This is a genomic window from Brevibacillus sp. BD137, from assembly GCF_041644655.1.
Lineage (GTDB): Bacteria > Bacillota > Bacilli > Brevibacillales > Brevibacillaceae > Brevibacillus > Brevibacillus brevis_D.
Genome location: NZ_JAOTNO010000001.1, coordinates 613,422 through 633,004, shown reverse-complemented (window position 1 = coordinate 633,004; position 19,583 = coordinate 613,422). Strand labels below are relative to the sequence as shown.

The window sequence follows — 19,583 nt, the reverse complement described above, 5'->3', positions numbered from 1 at the left end:
TTGAGCAGACAGCCCAGCGACAAACAACGCTCAACCGGGTAGTAAACCCAACCAATCTGGCTTATGTGATTTATACATCCGGAAGCACAGGGAAACCCAAAGGGGTCATGGTGAGTCATGAAAGTATCATGAACACCCTCTTTTTCCTGGAAGCTCGTTATCCGGTTATGGAGAACGATGTTTATTTGCTGAAAACCAACTATGTGTTTGATGTTTCGTTGTCTGAGCTGTTTGGGTGGTTCATTGGTAAAGGACATCTGGTCATTCTCCCGCCACATGGCGAGAAGTCACCAGAAATGTTAGCGGAATCGATCGTGAAGCATCGCGTGACGCATGTCAATTTTGTTCCAGCGATGCTGAATGTCTTCGTCAACGGCGTTTCAGCGAATCAGCCATTCCTGCAGCATTGTCCGCTTAAATATGTGATGGTTGCAGGAGAAGCCTTTCCAAAAGAGTTGGTGAAAAGGACGGTTGCGACTTTTCAAAAGGCGAAGATCGAAAATATTTACGGACCAACAGAAGCCTCTATTTATGCGGCATGGTTCTCCTGCTCTGAAAATGAACTGGTCAGCAGCAATACACCGATTGGTGGACCTGTCGCAAATACGCAACTCTACATCGTTGATCGCCATATGAATCCCGTGCCGGTCGGTGTGCCAGGAGAGCTTTGTATTGCAGGAAAAGGCTTGGCTCGCGGGTATTTGAATCGCCCAGAGCTGACAGCAGAGAAGTTTGTAGATAACCCGTTTACACCGGGGACCAAGCTGTATAAAACAGGTGATGTAACACGTTGGCTCCCTGATGGAACGATTGAGTATTTAGGCCGAATCGATCATCAAGTGAAAATTCGAGGCTTTCGGATTGAATTGGGTGAGATCGAGAGTCAACTAATGGCTCATCCACAGATTCAAAGCGCTGTCGTGTTGGTGAAAGAAGAGGGAGATCATAAACGGTTGGTTGCTTATTATGTTCCGAAAGCAGATCCGAACCATGAACGGCTTGAGCCTTCAAAATTACGGGATTATTTGAGAAAGAAATTGCCAGAGTATATGCTCCCGGCATTTTTTATTTCCATGGATAAAATCCCGTTAACCGCTAATGGAAAAGTGGATCGCACAGAGCTGCTGAATCAAAAGCTTGTGGTCACACAGGCGAAGAAGCAGAGCCTTCCGCAATCTGATATAGAGCAAAGGACTTTGAAAATTTGGCAGGATGTCCTGAATGTAGAGGGGATCAGTTCAGAAGATGGCTTTTTCGATGTGGGCGGAGACTCGATTCTCGCTACCATGGTTGTCGCCAAAATGACGGAAGAGCTTCAGTGCGACCTAAATGTGACTACTCTATTTAAGTACGTCAACATTCGAGAGATTAGCGAATATATCGCGGCAAGGAAAGAGAATGAATCGGATGAGCAAATGGATTTTGCCAATTCGAACCAGACAAAGGCTTATAGCGATGGACAAGCAGAGGAGTCATATCCTGATTATTATGAGGATAGCATCGCGATTATTGGAATCTCTTGCCACTTCCCGGGAGCGAAAAATCATAGAGAGTTTTGGGAGAATTTACGAAACGGGGTAGAAAGCGTACGTTTCTTTTCTGATGAGGAAATCGATCAATTACATCTCCCTGATGAATACTTGCAAAATCCGAACTTTATTCCGGTGCAGTCCACCATAGAAGGAAAGGATCACTTCGATCCAGGATTCTTTCATCTTTCAGCTAGAGACGCAGAATTTATGGACCCGCAGTTTCGGCTGTTATTGACCCATTCATGGAAAGCAATGGAGGATGCAGGGTATACACCAAAACAGGTTCCGCAGACGGGTGTATTTATGTCGGCGAGCAATAGTTATTATCAAGCACTTTTGCCGCATTTCACTAAGGAATCACTGAATGTCATGAAAGACCCCAATGAATATGTCTCGTGGGTTTTGGCACAAGGTGGAACCATTCCCACGATGATTTCTCATAAAATGGGGCTGAAGGGACCGAGCTTTGCTGTCCATTCCAATTGTTCGTCCTCATTGGTTAGCTTGCATTTGGCTTATCGCAGCCTGCAATCGGGGGAATCGAAGGTGGCTTTAGTAGGGGGCGCAACGATTTTCCCTACGACTTATTCAGGGTATGTCTATCAAGCTGGATTGAACTTTTCCAGTGATGGTCACTGCAAGACGTTCGACGCGTCAGCAGACGGTATGATCGGTGGAGAGGGAGTCGGCGTGGTTGTCCTCAAAAAAGCTTCCGATGCGATCAAGGACGGCGATCATATTTATGCCCTCATGAGAGGAATTCGCATCAACAATGACGGGGCAGATAAAGTCGGATTTTATGCGCCAAGTATAAAAGGTCAGGCTGAGGTGATTCAGCAAGTATTAGATGACACCAAGGTTCATCCTGAAACGATTAGCTATATCGAAGCGCATGGAACGGGTACTTATTTAGGAGATCCGATAGAATTCGCGGCGCTCAATGAAGTCTATGCAAAATACACATCCAATAAACAGTACTGCGGACTTGGATCAGTGAAAACCAATATTGGACATCTCGATACAGCCGCAGGGTTAGCAGGCTGCATTAAAGTAGCATTGAGCTTATACCATAATGAAATTCCTCCCTCGCTACACTATGAAAAGCCGAATCCGAATATCAATTTGGATCAATCGCCGTTTTATGTGGTTGATACACTGAAAAAATGGGAGGATGCACCTGTTCCCCACAGAGCGGCGTTAAGTTCATTTGGCCTTGGCGGGACGAATGCTCATGCGATTTTTGAACAATGGAAGATTGGGGCAAATACGAAGCGTATCAACGTGAGTGATGATAACAATCACCGCGTTTATTTCGTGCCGTTATCAGCCAAAAACGATGATCGTGTTCTGGCATATGCCCAGCAACTCGTTGATTTCCTTAGAGGGAATCAGGAGCGAGTCCATCTAGCAGATTTGGCCTATACTCTCCAAGTAGGAAGGGAAGCAATGGAGAGCAGGGCTATTTTTATTGTCAAAGATACAGCGGAACTCATTCAAAAGCTGAGTGACCTTTTGAGTGGAGCGGAACATACAGCGGGTAGCTTTAAAGGGAATGCAAGGCAAGCAAGCCACGAAGTCTCCCTATTGAAAAAGAATGGATCTAATCGTGAGTTATTTACCAAGCTGTTTGCAAAAGACAATGGAGAAAAAGCAGCCGAGCTGTGGAGCAAGGGTCTGGATATCGAGTGGGAAGTCCTGTACAGCGATGCAAAACCGTGTCGTATCAGCCTGCCTACCTATCCTTTTGCTGAGGAGTCTTATGGTGTTCCTGAGAATGTGTATAAGGAGTCGGTAGCGGCTTCTGTACAGATTACGCCAATCTCTTCAACAGCGCCAACGCCAGAAACCCTGCTACTCCAACCGTGCTGGAATGAACAGGAGATCACCCGAAAAGCTGGCTTACCTGCTTTTGCAGAGCATCTCGTGATCCTTTGTGAATGGGCAGAGGAATTCCAAGAGCGTATTGAATCCGAAATGAACGGAGTGCGCTGCCTGGTCTTACAACCACAATCTCAGCAGGAAAGTATCGCAGAACGGTTCCAAGCTTATACCGTCCAGGCATTCACGGAAATCCAGCGAATCCTTGCCAATAAACCAAAGGGAAAAGTCCTGCTTCAGCTTGTTGTGCCTACCAAAGAGGAACAGCAATGCTTCTCGGCTCTCTCTGGTTTGCTGAAAACGGCGCACTTGGAGAATCCCAAGCTGATTGGACAGCTGATTGAAGTGCAGGCAGAGGACAATCCAGCGGAATTGGTTCATAAGCTGCAACTAAACAGCACCGATGAGAAAAGGAAGCATATTCGTTATCAGGATGGCAAGCGATGGGTGAGCAGCTGGAAAGAAATGAAAGCTTCCGGGCAACCAGAGCATGTATGGAAAGATGATGGCGTTTATCTGATTACGGGCGGTGCAGGCGGATTAGGCATGATTTTTGCCAAGGAAATCGCTCAGCAAACGAAGGGAGCGACAGTGATTATCACGGGTCGTTCTTCCTCAGTGGATGAAGAAAAGACAGCGAAATACAGCGAGTTGAAAGCACTGGGAGCCAACATTCAATATCGCCAAGCTGACATCACACAAAAGCAAGCGGTAGAAGATTTATTCCAAGGCATTAAGCAAGAGTTTGGTAGCCTCACAGGCATCATTCATAGTGCGGGAGTCATTCGCGATAGTTTCATCATTAGAAAAACAGTGGATGAAGTGGCGGAAGTGCTGGCGCCGAAAGTATCTGGACTGGTGCATCTCGATGAGGCAAGCAAGGATATGGCGCTTGATTTTTTTATTTTCTTCTCTTCTGGCGTGGGATGCTTTGGTAATGCAGGGCAGGCCGATTATGCTACTGCCAATGCCTTTATGGATCAATACGCCAAGTATCGTAGTGGTTTGGTGAAAGCAGGTGAACGTCAAGGCCACACACTCTCCCTCAATTGGCCGCTGTGGAGAGATGGCGGTATGCGTGTGGATGAAGCGACAGAGAAGATCATGGAGACTAGAGGCATGGTAGCTATGCCGACTGCAAGCGGGATACAGGCGCTGTATCAAGGGGTGGCTTCCGGCTCTGTGCAGATGCTGGTTATCGAAGGCGATCTGCCAACACTCAAGGAACAGTTGCTAGGTACTCCTTCCGTGTCGCAGCTCGGTTCCACATCGATACAGGATGCGAATCTTTTAGTCGATGCAGGCGTGTTAAAAGAGAAAACGCTCTATCAGCTAAAAATGATGTTCGGTCAAGAGACGAGGCTTGGAGCAGGTAAAATCGCTGTCGATGAACCGTTCGAAACATACGGAATCGATTCGATTATGGTGATCCAGCTGAATAAAAAGCTAGGCGATGTCTTTAGCGAATCGTCCAAGACCATCCTGTATGAATGTCAGACGCTAGACACCCTTGCAGATTATCTCGTCGCTGATCACATGCCAGAATGCATGAAGTGGACGGGGCTAGATCGTCAGGGGGCGGTCAATCGTGGAACTCCAACACCATTGGTGCAAAACGAACGTGATACAGCCAGTCATGAACCGACTCGCAGTGTAGCCGTGCAATCAGAAAAGCAGATAGCGCGGGAGCCAATTGCCATTATCGGCATGAGCGGACGTTATCCAAAAGCACGATCGTTGAACGAGTATTGGGAGAATCTGAAGTCCGGAAAGAATTGCATTACGGAAATTCCGGAAGAACGCTGGTCACTGGATGGCTTTTTCGAGCCTGATCCAGACAAGGCTGTGGCAGAAGGAAAAAGCTATGGAAAATGGGGCGGCTTTGTAGACGGATTCGCTGACTTTGACCCGCTCTTTTTCAATATGTCACCGTGGGAAGCGATGCATTTTGATCCGCAGGAACGTTTGTTTATGGAGTCATGCTGGGAAGTGCTGGAGGATGCAGGTTATACGAGACAACAGCTTGCGGAAAAGTACAATCGACGGGTCGGAGTGTTTGGAGGGATTACCAAAACCGGGTTCAGCTTGTATGGGCCTGATTTATGGAAGCAGGGTGAATTGATTTACCCACACACATCGTTTAGCTCACTGACGAATCGTGTTTCCTATTTCCTCAATCTCCAAGGTCCGAGTATGCCGATTGATACGATGTGCTCGGCTTCGCTCACAGCGATTCATGAAGCGTGCGAGCATCTGTATAACGGGGATTGTGAACTGGCGATTGCTGGTGGAGTCAATCTGTATCTGCACCCTTCCAGCTATGTCTTTTTGTCAGCACTGCATATGCTGTCCGTGGATGGACAATGCAAAAGCTTTGGGCAAGGCGGAAACGGTTTTGTACCGGGAGAAGGCGTAGGTACAGTGCTGCTCAAACCACTGTCGAAGGCAATAGCGGATGGCGACCATATCTATGGATTGATTCGTGGAACCAGTGTGAATCATGGCGGAAAAACGAATGGCTATACGGTACCGAATCCAACTGCTCAAGGAGAATTGATTCGTCAGGCACTGGATAAGGCAGGTGTTCATGCCAAGACCGTAAGCTATATCGAAGCGCACGGAACAGGCACGGAGCTTGGTGATCCGATTGAAATTTCAGGGCTCATCCAAGCCTTCCGCAAGGATACGCAGGATACGGGATTTTGTGCGATTGGCTCCGTTAAATCCAATATCGGTCACTTGGAAGCGGCGGCTGGAATCGCGGGAGTGGCAAAAATTTTGCTACAAATGAAGCATCAACAGCTGGTCCCAAGTCTGCATGCGAAAGAGCTGAATCCGAATATTCCGTTTTCGAAAACGCCTTTTGTCGTTCAGCAGGACCTGGCTGAATGGAAACGACCGCTAATGGAAGTAAATGGGGTATTGAGAGAATTCCCGAGAATTGCCGGGATTTCTTCTTTTGGTGCAGGAGGGTCCAATGCACATGTTGTGATTGAGGAATATATTCCTGAGGTTAAGGAACGCCCGTCGATCACGGTCAGTCCGCAAAATCCGGCGATCATCGTCCTGTCGGCAAAGAATAAGGAGCGTCTCATCGAACAAGTGCAAAGACTGTTAGCGTCAATTGAGGAGCAATCCTTTACAGATGTGGACTTGGCGGATATTGCGTATACGCTCCAAGTGGGACGCGAGGCAATGGAAGAACGTCTGGCCCTGCTGACGAGCTCGCTTTCAGAGCTGGTAGAGAAGTTGCGCAGCTTTCTAGCAGGTGATGACAGCATTGCCGACCTGTATCGCGGTCAGGTGAAGCGCGGCAGAGAAACAGCAGACATCTTTGCAGGCGATGAAGAGTTGCAAGAAGCGATTGAAAAATGGATGCAACGCAAAAAATTCGCCAAGCTTCTCGATTTCTGGGTGAAGGGCTTAAATATGGACTGGAATAAGCTTTATGACGACAAAAAGCCTCGTCGGATCAGCTTGCCTGCGTATCCTTTTGCCAGAGAGCATTACTGGCTGCCCAAACCGAAGACACAGCCGTTCACTCACACAAAAGGTACGTCTGGTCTGACCACTTCTCTGCATCCTTTGCTGCATCAAAATACTTCGGATCTCCGTGAACAAAGATTCAGCTCTACTTTTGATGGTCAGGAATTCTTTTTATCGGATCATGTTGTAAAAGGAAAGAGAATGCTGCCTGGGGTTGCTTATCTGGAGATGGCTCGAGCAGCTGCGGATCTCGCAGCGGGAGCGTTGGAAGACGAGCAATTCGCGATGGAGCTGAAAAATGTTGTATGGGCGCAACCGATAGTGGTGGAAGACAAGCCTGTTCAGGTACACATCGGGATTTATCCTGAGGATAACGGCGACCTTCGCTATGAAATATACAGCGAACCGCAGGTAGACCAGGCCGAATTGGTGGTTCACAGTCAAGGGTGTGTGGTGCTTGCAGGGTTTAGTGCCGCACCCACGCATAATCTCGATGCGCTCAAAGCCCAATGCAGCTATCGCACGCTTCAGGCCAGTGAGTGCTATGAAGCCTTTCAAACAATGGGACTTGCCTATGGGCCAGCCCAGCAAGGAATTGAGCAAGTGTACGTGGGAGAAGGACAAGTATTGGCCAAGTTAGCCATGCCTTCCAAAGTTGCCGAGACGCAAGGAGAATTCGTCTTGCATCCGAGCATGCTGGATTCGGCCTTACAATCCTCTATCGGTTTATTGCTTGGCACAGGCGATACAGCAATTCTGAAGCCAATCCTGCCTTTTGCACTGGAGAAGCTGAGCATTTTTAGGCAGACTTCCTCCCAGATGTGGGTATGGATTCGACAGGCTGACGGCAATAGAACGGGAGACAAGGTACAGAAAGTAGATATTGATTTATGTGACGACCAAGGAACGGTTTGCTTGCGTATGCAGGGCTTCTCGGCACGAGTGCTAGAAGGTGAAGTTGAGGCGATGGATTCCAAAGGGAAGCTCGGGACACTGCTGGTTCATCCTGAGTGGAAGGAAAAAGCGGTTGTGAGGAACGCCGAAGCCCCTGACTATACACAGCGGATCGTGATGATGGTCGAACCGGATCGCGTTTCTTGGGACAATCTCCAAGCCTACCTGAATGGAGTCCGTTGCATTCCTTTGCAATCCGCACAAGAAGGCATTGCCGAGCGTTTCATTAATTATACGACGCAGATATTGGAGGAAATTCAAGGGGTTTTCAAGCAAAAAGTACGCGGTAAGGTATTGGTTCAGATTGTCGTTCCTTTGCAAGCAGAGCAGCCGTCTTTCACCACTTTCTCTGGGTTGCTGAAAACGGCGAGATTGGAGAATCCTAACCTGATTGGACAGGTAATGGAGATAGAATCGGGCGACAACGAATTCGAGATTGCTGAAAAAATAAATGAGAATGTACGCAGTCCATTGGATGTTCAGATTCGATATCGATCTGGAAAGAGATATGTAGCTGAGTGGGTAGAACTCGATGCTCCACAAGAAACGAGCATTCCTTGGAAAGACGGTGGGGTTTATCTCATCACGGGCGGGGCAGGTGGACTGGGTTATATTTTTGCCAACGAAATTGTACAGAAGGTTCAACAGGCGAACCTGATTCTGACAGGACGTTCCCCATTGGATCAAGAGAAGCAAGGTAAACTCCATGACTTGAAAAGAAATGGTGCAAGAGTTGAATACCGCCAAGTTGATGTGACACAGAAACAGGAAATGACAGAATTGATCCGCATGATTCAACAGGACTATGGGCGTCTTCATGGCATTATTCATAGTGCTGGCGTGCTTCGTGACAGCTATATCCTCAAGAAAACCAGGGAGGAAGTTCAAACGGTTCAGGGTCCGAAGGTTACGGGTCTCATCAATCTGGATGAGGCCACTAGAGATGTAGAACTGGATTTCCTGGTGCTGTTTTCCTCGGTGGCTGGCAGCTTGGGGAATATCGGACAAGCAGACTATGCGTGCGCCAACGCCTTTATGGACGGATTTGCGCACTATCGCAATGGATTGGTTGCGTTACAGCAACGTCACGGACAGACATTGTCGATGAATTGGCCGCTGTGGAAAGAGGGCGGAATGCAGGCTGACGCAGAGGCAGGTGACGTGTTGGAGCATAGCAGAGGAGTAGTCGCTATGCAGACTGCGACGGGGATTGCAGCTATGTACCAAGGCTTAGCCTCTGGAAAAGCACAGGTCATGGTACTGGAAGGTGATCTGGCCAAGCTCATGCAAACACTGTTTTTGCAAACGCAAGGCAACAATTTTCAATCCAAGCATTCGTTCACAATGGATACCAGCAGCTTGTTGCAAAAAGTGGAATTTGCCTTGATGCATACCGTGTCGGAGCTGCTTCAGGTTCCAACCACGGATATTGATGGCAAAGTAGAGCTGTCTGAACTCGGATTTAATCAGGTTCTACTGACTGAATTCGCCAACAAGCTCAGTCAGCAATATCACATCGGACTGACTCCGACTGTATTCGTGGAGTGTCCGACACTTCAGCAGCTTGCATCTTATTTACTGGAAGAATTTGAAGACACGCTGGTAAAACAGGTGCAACCAGTGGCATCGATCACACCAACCAAGGTAGAGCCAAATGAAAAACAAGCGACAACCAGTGTGGAAAATAATATTCTCCACGAGAAAGCGACTCATTTTGTGAAAAAGGAATTTGCCGAGGTTTTGCAACTGCCTGTGAATCGAATCGAAGAAGATGCCGCAATGGAGAAATACGGAATTGATTCGATTCTATCCATGAAATTAACCAACCAACTAGAGAAAAGCTTTGGCTCACTGCCGAAAACGTTATTTTTTGAGTATCAAACGATTCAAGAATTGATTGGATATTTCCTGGATTCCTATCGAGACAAATGCATTGAAATCTTGGGTCTTACGGAACAGCAGGAAACAGTTGTTACCCGAGAAACAGCAACCGTGTCGACAGATGAGAACACGTCGAAAAGGCAAAGGAATAGCCATCGCGGAAGCAGTCGCAAAGACTCGCGGTTCATTTCGACACAGAAGGAAACCCAACCAGCCAAAGGAGCAGGAGCTTTGGACATTGCGATCATTGGGCTTTCCGGACGTTATCCGAAAGCGCGGAATATCCAAGAGTTCTGGAACAATTTGCGCGATGGCAAGGATTGCATTACGGAGATCCCCAAAGAGCGGTGGAACCACAGTCTGTATTTTGATGAGGATAAGAACAAACGGGGGAAAACCTACAGCAAATGGGGCGGTTTCATAGACGGTGTGGATCAATTCGATCCGCTGTTTTTCAACATTTCGCCTCTGGAAGCAGAAATCATGGACCCGCAGGAACGTTTATTTCTAGAGTGTGTGTATGAAACCTTAGAGGATGCAGGTTATACCCGCGAATCTCTCGGATCGTCCCAAGGCTTCGGACTTGGGGGTAATGTCGGTGTTTATGTGGGCATCATGTATGAAGAGTATCAACTGTATGGTGCACAAGAAACCATGATGGGCAGACCAATGGCACTTGGCGGAAGCTTCTCCTCTGTTGCGAACCGTGTTTCTTATTTCTTTGATTTCCATGGCCCTAGCGTAGCTGTTGATACCATGTGTTCCTCCTCGCTAACGGGCATCCATTTTGCCTGCCAAAGCTTGCTGCGCGGTGAATGCGAGGTTGCGATTGCGGGTGGTGTCAATGTTTCCATTCACCCGAATAAATATTTGATGCTCGGACAGGGGAAATTTGCTTCCAGCAAGGGACGATGCGAAAGCTTTGGGCTTGGCGGTGATGGTTATGTGCCTGGAGAGGGTGTCGGAGCCGTACTGCTTAAGCCTCTGGAGAAAGCAATCGCCGACGGAGATCAAATTTACGGTGTGATTAAAGGAAGTGCTATTAACCATGGCGGCAAAACAAATGGTTATACCGTACCGAACCTGAATGCACAAGCGAGCGTGATTGGGCGTGCCTTGAAGGAGGCAGGAATTGATCCACGGACGATTAGTTATTTGGAAGCCCACGGTACAGGTACTTCTTTAGGAGATCCGATAGAGATCGCTGGCTTGACTAAAGCCTTCCAAGCGTACACAACAGACAAGCAGTTTTGCGCCATCGGATCAGCGAAGTCTAATATTGGACATTGCGAGAGCGCAGCGGGAATTGCTGGGATTACGAAAATTCTGTTACAGCTCAAACACGGACAGCTAGCACCATCCTTGCATGCGGAGGTGCTAAACCCGAATATTGATTTTAGCACGACTCCGTTTGTCGTCCAGCAAGAGCTGGCGGAGTGGAAACGTCCCGTCATTGACGGTCAGGAAATTCCAAGACGCTCCGGTGTGAGTAGCTTTGGTGCGGGTGGCTCGAATGCTCATATCGTTTTGGAAGAGTACATTCCAGACGATGAGAAACGTCCAGCTATCCAAGTAAGTCACGCAAATCCAGCGATCATTCTCCTGTCAGCGAAGAATGAAAGCCAGCTCCACGAACAGGCACAGCGTTTGTTAGCGGTGATCAAGGATCGGACCATTTCTGACATGGACTTAGCAGATATGGCTTACACACTTCAAATTGGGCGAGAAGCCATGGAAGAGAGACTGGGTGTGATGGCCAGCTCCATTCAAGAGCTTCAAGAAAAGCTGACGCAATTTGTAGATGGACAGGAAAGTATTACAGACGTATTCCGTGGACAGGTGAAAGGCAACAAAAAGACAATCGCCGTGTTTGAAGCGGATGAAGATTTGAAACAGGCCATCGATGCGTGGATCAGCAAAAGAAAATACACCAAGCTGCTTGATCTATGGGTAAATGGAGGCGTGGTTGATTGGGACAAGCTCTACGGTGAGAAGAAGCCTCGTCGCATGAGCCTGCCTACGTATCCGTTTGCAAGAGAACGTTATTGGATTCCTCAGATGGATACGCAATTTGCGCGCGAAGTGGCAGCGGCATCAGAAGGGTTGCTCTTCCTTCACCCATTGCTCCAGAAAAACACGTCTGAATTGTTGGAACAGCGGTATAGTTCCACCTTCCGTGGACAGGAATTTTTCTTGGCAGATCATGTTGTGAATGGCCAGCAGCTCTTACCGGGTGTTGCCTATCTCGAAATGGCACGCGAGGCAATCGATCAGTCAGCGGGAGCCTTGAAAGCGGGACAGAATAGCTTGAAGCTCACAAATATTGTGTGGGCCAAGCCAATTGCTGTCGATGATCAGCCAGTCGACGTTCACATTGGTCTTCAGCTGGAGGATAGTGGGGAGATTGGCTATCGAATTTACAGTGAACATGCAGGAAATGAAGCAGAAGAGATTGTGCATAGTCAAGGAAGTGCTGGATTCCATACGGTTGCCGAGACGCCGACGCACGATCTTGCTGCGTTACAAGCCGCATGCGACCATGGCATCTTGAGCGGCAGCCAATGCTATGACGGTTATAAAAGAATGGGAATCCACTATGGTCCTGCGCTGCAAGGAATCGAGCAAGTGCATAAGGGCATGGAGCAGGTGTTGGCAAAGCTGTCCCTACCTTTCACTGTTTTGGGGACAGAAGAGCAATTTGTGCTGCACCCCAGTATGATGGATTCTGCTTTACAGGCGGCGATTGGCTTGTTTATGGGGGCTGATGACAGGAGCTTCGATTACCAGCTTGATTCGCTCAAGCCAATCTTGCCTTTTGCGCTGGATGAGCTGGAAATCTTCAGTCCATGCACGCCGCAGATGTGGGCGTATATTCGCTACAGTGATGGCAGTAAGGCTTCTGATCATGTGCAAAAGCTGGATATTGACTTATGTGGCGAGCAAGGGAACGTTTGCGTCAGAATGAAGCGATTTTCGTCTCGTAAGCTGGACGGTAAAGCGGAAGACTTCGAAACAACTGAGGCACAAGAGATGTTGATGGTTCATCCTTGCTGGAAAGAGCAAGCAGCAGTCCAAAAAACAGAGACTCCTATCTATGTACAGCATATCGTGATGATGGCGGAAGGCTTTGAATCGTCGATTGCGAGTATTTCCGCACAGATGAACGAAGTGCGCTTGATTCCTTTGCAGTCCCAACAGGATGGCATTGCCGACAGATTCGAGGCCTATGCTTCCCAAGTATTTTTGGAAATCCAAAGCATCTTTCAACAAAAGATACTTGGCAAAGTGTTCGTGCAGGTCGTCGTTCCCGACAAAGCGGAGCAAGCATACGTAAGCGGACTTTCTGGCTTGCTAAAAACAGCCCAGCAGGAGAACCCAAATGTAATCGGTCAATTCCTTGAATTAAACCCAGGTGAACATGTAGCAGAAATCGTAAACAAGCTGCAAGAGAATGCCTGCCAGCCTATGGACGACCGAATTCGCTATCAAGATGGTAAACGTTATGTACTGGGCTGGTGCGAAACCGAGCCATTGCATGATGAGGTCGCTATTCCGTGGAAAAAGCAAGGAACCTATCTGATTACGGGTGGAGCAGGCGGTTTAGGGTTGATTTTTGCCAGGGAAATCGCGAGTCAAGCGAAACAGGCAACCTTAATTCTCACAGGACGTTCTCCTTTGCGTGAAGATAAGCAAGCGATCCTTCATGATTTGCAAAGGTCAGGGGCAACGGTTGTCTACCGTCAAGTTGATGTGACGGACAAGCAGGAAGTAAACCAACTCATCCAAAGCATTCACCAGGAATTCGGAGGGCTTCACGGCATTATCCATAGTGCGGGTGTCGTGAGAGATAACTTCATCCTCAAGAAAACGACAGAAGAATGGAACCAAGTGGTAGCGCCAAAAGTTGCGGGTCTTACGAATCTAGATGAGGCGAGTAAAGATCAGCCTCTCGATTTCTTCGTCCTCTTTTCTTCGATAGCAGGAAGTATAGGAAATAGTGGTCAGGCAGACTATGCTTGCGCGAATGCCTTTATGGATGGCTATGCGAAAGATCGGAATGAAAGGGTGCGGGCAAAGCAACGTCAAGGTCAAACAGTCTCCATCAATTGGCCGCTCTGGAAAGAGGGCGGGATGCAAGTAGATGAAGCAGTTGAGGAGATGGTGAAACAAAGAGTTGGAATGACCTCTTTGCAGACCGCGACGGGTATTCGTGCTTTTTATGAAGCCGTAGCTTCTCGAAAAGATCAGGTGATGGTAATGGAAGGAGACATACAACGCCTCCACGCAGCAGTGGTGGGAAGACCGAAGACAACAGAACAAGTCAAAGCTTCTCCCGTCATACAACCAGCAAGTCATCATTTGCCAAAGGAAAAAGCCATCTATTATTTCAAAAAGCTGGTTTCGTCCGTGATCAAGCTGCCGATAGACCGCATCGAAGCAGATGCTTTGTTGGAAAAGTACGGAATTGACTCGATTATGGTCATGCAATTAACAAATGAATTAGAAAAAACGTTTGGTTCGTTGTCGAAAACGTTATTTTTCGAATATCAAACCATCGAAGAAATTGCGAAATACTTCCTGGCAGCGCATCAGGATCAAATGATGAGTATTCTGGGTATGGATGAGAAAGAAGCACCAACGGTATCCCCTGTTAAAAGATCGAGCGTTGCACCGACGATGGTTGCTGCAACGGCGAAACCGATCATCCATAACCGCAGGAGCAAAGGCAATGCGTTGAAGGAAACGACGAGTGAAACCAAACCAGCAAACGACTCCTTAGACATTGCGATTATTGGGGTCTCCGGTCGTTATCCGAAAGCGAGAACCATGAATGAGTTCTGGCGTAACCTGCGTGATGGCAAGGATTGTGTCACAGAAATTCCCGAAGAGCGTTGGGATCACAGCCTATTCTTTGATGCAGATAAGAAAAAGCAAGGAAAAACCTACAGCAAGTGGGGGGGCTTCCTGGATGGTGTGGATCAATTTGACCCGTTATTTTTCAATATCACACCAAGAGAGGCTGAAATCATGGACCCTCAAGAGCGCTTGTTCTTGGAATGCGTCTATGAAACGTTAGAGGATGCCGGGTATACTCGTGAATCTCTCGGTTCAACACCTGGCATGGGCCCAGGCGGTAATGTCGGGGTTTATGTCGGAGTCATGTACGAAGAATACCAGCTCTATGGAGCGCAGGAAACGATGCTCGGCAGACCGATGGCGCTGGCAGGAAGTCCAGCCTCCATTGCGAATCGCGTTTCTTATTTCTGCAACTTCCATGGACCTAGCATGGCGGTCGATACGATGTGTTCTTCTTCCCTGACAACCATTCATTTGGCTTGCCAAAGTCTACAGCAAGGGGAATGTGAAGCTGCTATTGCAGGTGGTGTCAACGTTTCGATTCACCCTAATAAATACTTGATGCTTGGACAGGGCAAATTCGCATCCAGCAAGGGACGATGCGAAAGCTTTGGCATTGGCGGCGACGGGTATGTACCTGGCGAGGGGGTGGGAGCAGTCCTGCTCAAACCTCTGGCGAAAGCGATTGCCGATGGAGATCAAATTTATGGTGTGATAAAAGGAACCGCCGTTAACCATGGAGGAAAAACCAATGGCTACAATGTGCCTAGCCCGAATGCCCAAGCTCGGGTTATTGGACGTGCTTTCCAAAAAGCCGGAATCGATCCACGGACGATCAGCTATCTGGAAGCACATGGTACGGGGACCTCTTTAGGCGATCCCATTGAAATGACGGGCTTAACGAAGGCTTTCCAAGCGTATACAAATGACAAACAGTTTTGTGCCATTGGATCGGCGAAATCAAACATCGGGCATTGTGAAAGTGCAGCGGGTATTGCTGGGGTTACGAAGGTTTTATTGCAGCTCAAGCATGGACAATTAGCCCCATCCCTGCATGCTGAAGTACTCAATCCGAATATAGATTTCAGCGTGACGCCGTTTGTTGTTCAGCAAGAGCTGGCAGAGTGGAAACGCCCTGTTATTGACGGACGGGAGGTTCCACGCCGTGCCGGTGTGAGCAGCTTTGGTGCGGGTGGATCGAATGCCCATGTCGTGATTGAAGAATACATGCCAAAAACGCAAGAGCAGTCTACCCTAATGGCAAGTCCGCAAAATCCTGTGTTGGTTCTCTTATCGGCCAAAAATGAAGAGCAGCTTCAACAACGGGTACAACGACTGCTCGGAGCCATTTCAGAACAGGGATTATCCGATGCGGATTTAGCTCAAATGGCGTATACCCTGCAAGTGGGACGAGAAGCGATGGAAGAACGTTTGGCTGTGATCGCGGGCTCGATGATAGAACTTGAAGAGAAATTAAAGCAATTCATAGGTAGACAGAAGGACATTGAGGACCTGTATCACGGACAGGTAAAACGTCATAAAGAGACCTTGGCAATCTTTGCAGCCGATGATGATATACCACAAATGATTGAATCCTGGATGAGCAAAGGCAAATACGGAAAATTGCTGGATGTTTGGGTGAAAGGGCTAAACCTTGACTGGAGCAGCTTGTATGGGGAGAGAAAGCCTCGACGGATCAGTTTGCCAACCTATCCATTTAGCAGAGAAGCTTATTGGGTGCCTGGTGGACAAACGTCATTTACAGATGATACAGCATCTTTCTCCACATATGAGCAGATTCCGGTTCAGCCAGACATGCGCATTATGAAAAAGCAATGGAAGGCTTGCCCAGCGATGCCAAACAGCGTAGCTCATCGAACGATTGGTATTTTCACAACGGATGAAACGAAGCAATTGGCTCTTCAACTGTCCAACCATTTCGCCAAGTGTGAAATCTTAGTGCTGAACGAGCTCGAATCACGACTCCATCAGGATGAGACGGAGTGGAAAAACTATGATGGTATCGTAGATTTGATCGGTTGTGGACATCAGCAGACCGATTCGCTGGCTTGGATTCCATGGCTGCAACAACTCATTGAGAATGGTCATAAAGAAGGCATAAAGCTATTGGGTGTGACAAAAGGTGTGGAGGCCTTTCAGAATGACGCTGTCAATTTGGCGGGTGCCTCCCGTGTTGGCTTGTACCGGATGCTGCAAAGTGAATACAAGCATCTGCAATCACGCCATGTGGATCTAGATCCATTGGCTGATGGAGACGAACTTGCGCAACAGATTGCAGCAGAGTTTTTCATGGATGATCAGGAAGCAGAGGTTTGCTATCGATCGGGTGAGCGTTATAGTGCTTATCTTCAGGAAGAGATGGTAGCTGACAGTCAGGAACCAGCGCTTGTATTCCCTGAGAACCATGTTCTATTGATTACAGGCGGTACACGAGGGCTTGGGTATTTATGTGCCAAGCATTTTGTAGAGCGTTATGGTGTCAAAAAACTGGTGCTCACAGGGAGAGAAAGCCTGCCGCCGCGCGAGCAATGGGGAGATTATCAGCAGCAAAGCACTTCCGTAGCAAAGAAAATTCAGGCGGTACAAGCTTTGGAAGCGCAAGGCGTACAGGTTCAAGTCTTATCTGTATCCTTAACCGATGAAGAGGCTTGGAAACAGTATGTACACGAGATCAAACAGACGATGGGTCCGATTGGCGGGGTGATTCATTGCGCAGGTTTTAGCGATGATCAAAATCCTGCCTTTATTCGGAAAACGATGGCTGGAATTCAGCGGGTATTACAACCAAAAGTGGCTGGGCTGCATACGCTTTACCAAATCTGCAAGGACGAGCCTTTGCAGTTCTTCGTTCTCTTTTCATCTGCTTCGGCAGTCATTCCGTCCTTGGCAGCGGGACAGAGTGATTACGCGTTAGCCAATGCCTATATGGATTATTTTGCCTACGCACATGCGGATTCTTGCCCGATCATCAGCATACAGTGGCCGAGCTGGAAGGAAACGGGAATTGGTGCAGTTACGACCAAAGCCTATCAGCAAACAGGACTCGTACACATTACGGACGAGCAAGGAATGCGATTACTGGATCATATTCTTTTGGAGAAAATGGGTCCTGTAGTTTTCCCGGCAGCTATTAACCAAGAACTGTGGGAACCCCATCAGCTGATGCAACACAAAAAGCAAGACGCTTCTGGAGCGAATCTGTCGTCTCGTCGTCCACCAGCAGGCAAGCCGACGCAAAGCTCAGTGGATCCTGTGAAGACAGCGCAAACAAGTTTGATTGAGCTGTTTGCGAAGGAACTGAAAATAGATCCTGCCAGATTGGAGATAGACAAAGAGTTTCCAGACTATGGGATTGATTCGGTGTTACTGGCTCAAGTCATTAATGAGATCAGTAAATGGTTGGGCAAGGAGTTGGACCCGACGATTTTATATGAATATCCCACCATCGAAACCCTTGCAGAATGGCTGTCCAGCAATCACGGCGATTCCATCGTTGACGATCTGAAGCTGACACCTCCTGAAATGAACAGCGATCCGAAGAGTCAGCCCATCCGTCGGGAGACTGTGAAAAGCCAAATGGCGAGTAGTCAGCAGGCTGCGCAATATCGGGAGGCAATTTCAAATCAGTCTGACATTGCGGTAGTGGGGCTCTCTTGCCGTTTTCCGGGTGCACGTAATGTGGAAGAGTATTGGAAGTTGTTAGCGGAGGGCCGTTCAGCCATTGGTGCTGTACCCAAGGAACGCTGGGGGTATGAAAATTCCTATCATGCAGGACTTCTGGACGACATCACTACGTTTGATCCTTCTTACTTCCTGATAGCAAAAGAAGATGCGAAGGCGATGGACCCGCAAGCGTTAATGGTATTGGAGGAAAGTCTTCACCTTTGGCATCAGGCTGGATATACACCGAAGGACATCAAGGGAAAATCGGTAGGCGTCTACATCGGGGCAAGAAGTAATCATCGCCCAAGCGAAGATCGTCTACATCAAACACAAAACCCGATTATGACCGTGGGACAAAACTATATGGCTACGAATATTTCCCAATACTTCGATCTTAGAGGTCCGAGTATGGTCATCGATACGGCATGCTCTTCAGCGCTGGTAGGGATGAATATGGCGATTCATTCCCTTCGAAGTGGAGAGATTGAGGCTGCTATCGTCGGCGGGGTTAACGTTTTAAACGGTGATGAAGGGCATCGGATGTTCCAGCAAAGAGGAATTTTAAGCGAAGAGCCAGCCTTCCATATTTTTGATAGACGTGCGGGCGGACTCGTATTGGGAGAAGGCGTAGGAATGGTTCTATTGAAGACCGTGGAGCAAGCACTGGCTGATGGGGATGAAATACATGCCGTCATCAAGGGGGTAGCGGTCAACAATGATGGACGAACAGCAGGTCCTGCCACCCCGAATTTGCAAGCTCAAAAAGAGGTAATGCAGTCGGCACTGGCTAAAGCTGGCGTGAAGCCGGAACAAATCAGTTATATAGAAGCGAATGGATCAGGTTCAGAGGTTACCGATTTACTTGAACTCAAAGCCATTCAGTCTGTCTATCGCTCATCTCATACGGAGACTTGCGGATTAGGATCGATCAAGCCAAATATCGGTCATCCATTATGTGCAGAAGGGATTGCCAGCTTGATAAAAGTCGTGCTGATGCTCAAACAACGACAATTGGTTCCGTTCCTGTCAGGGCAAGAGCCGATGACTCATTTCCATATGGAGTCAACGCCTTTTTATTTTCAGCGACAGCTTTCTGAATGGAACGATTCGCCCAGAATAGCAGCGATTAATTGTTTTGCAGATGGGGGAACCAACGCCAACGTCGTTTTACAATCCTGGGAGGAGGCAGTCTCACGTCCGAACAAACGACATTCGATTGCACCTCCGACGTTAAACCGATTTGACGTCTACCGTGAAGAGAAACCCAACCATACGATCAGTATTTGGAAGCGACAAATAGTGGAGGGATAA

General features: G+C 48.1%; 1 protein-coding gene (only partly in view). It reads left to right on the top strand.

All coding sequences use genetic code 11. The annotated features are described in order from the left end of the window. A protein-coding gene (locus ODZ53_RS03165) for an amino acid adenylation domain-containing protein (RefSeq protein WP_372675883.1) crosses the window boundary here: on the top strand, positions 1 to 19,583 show its 3' portion. 1,876 nt of this gene lie to the left of the window's left edge; the window shows 19,583 of its 21,459 coding nt (coding positions 1,877-21,459); its start codon lies off the left edge, out of view; the stop codon is at positions 19,581 to 19,583.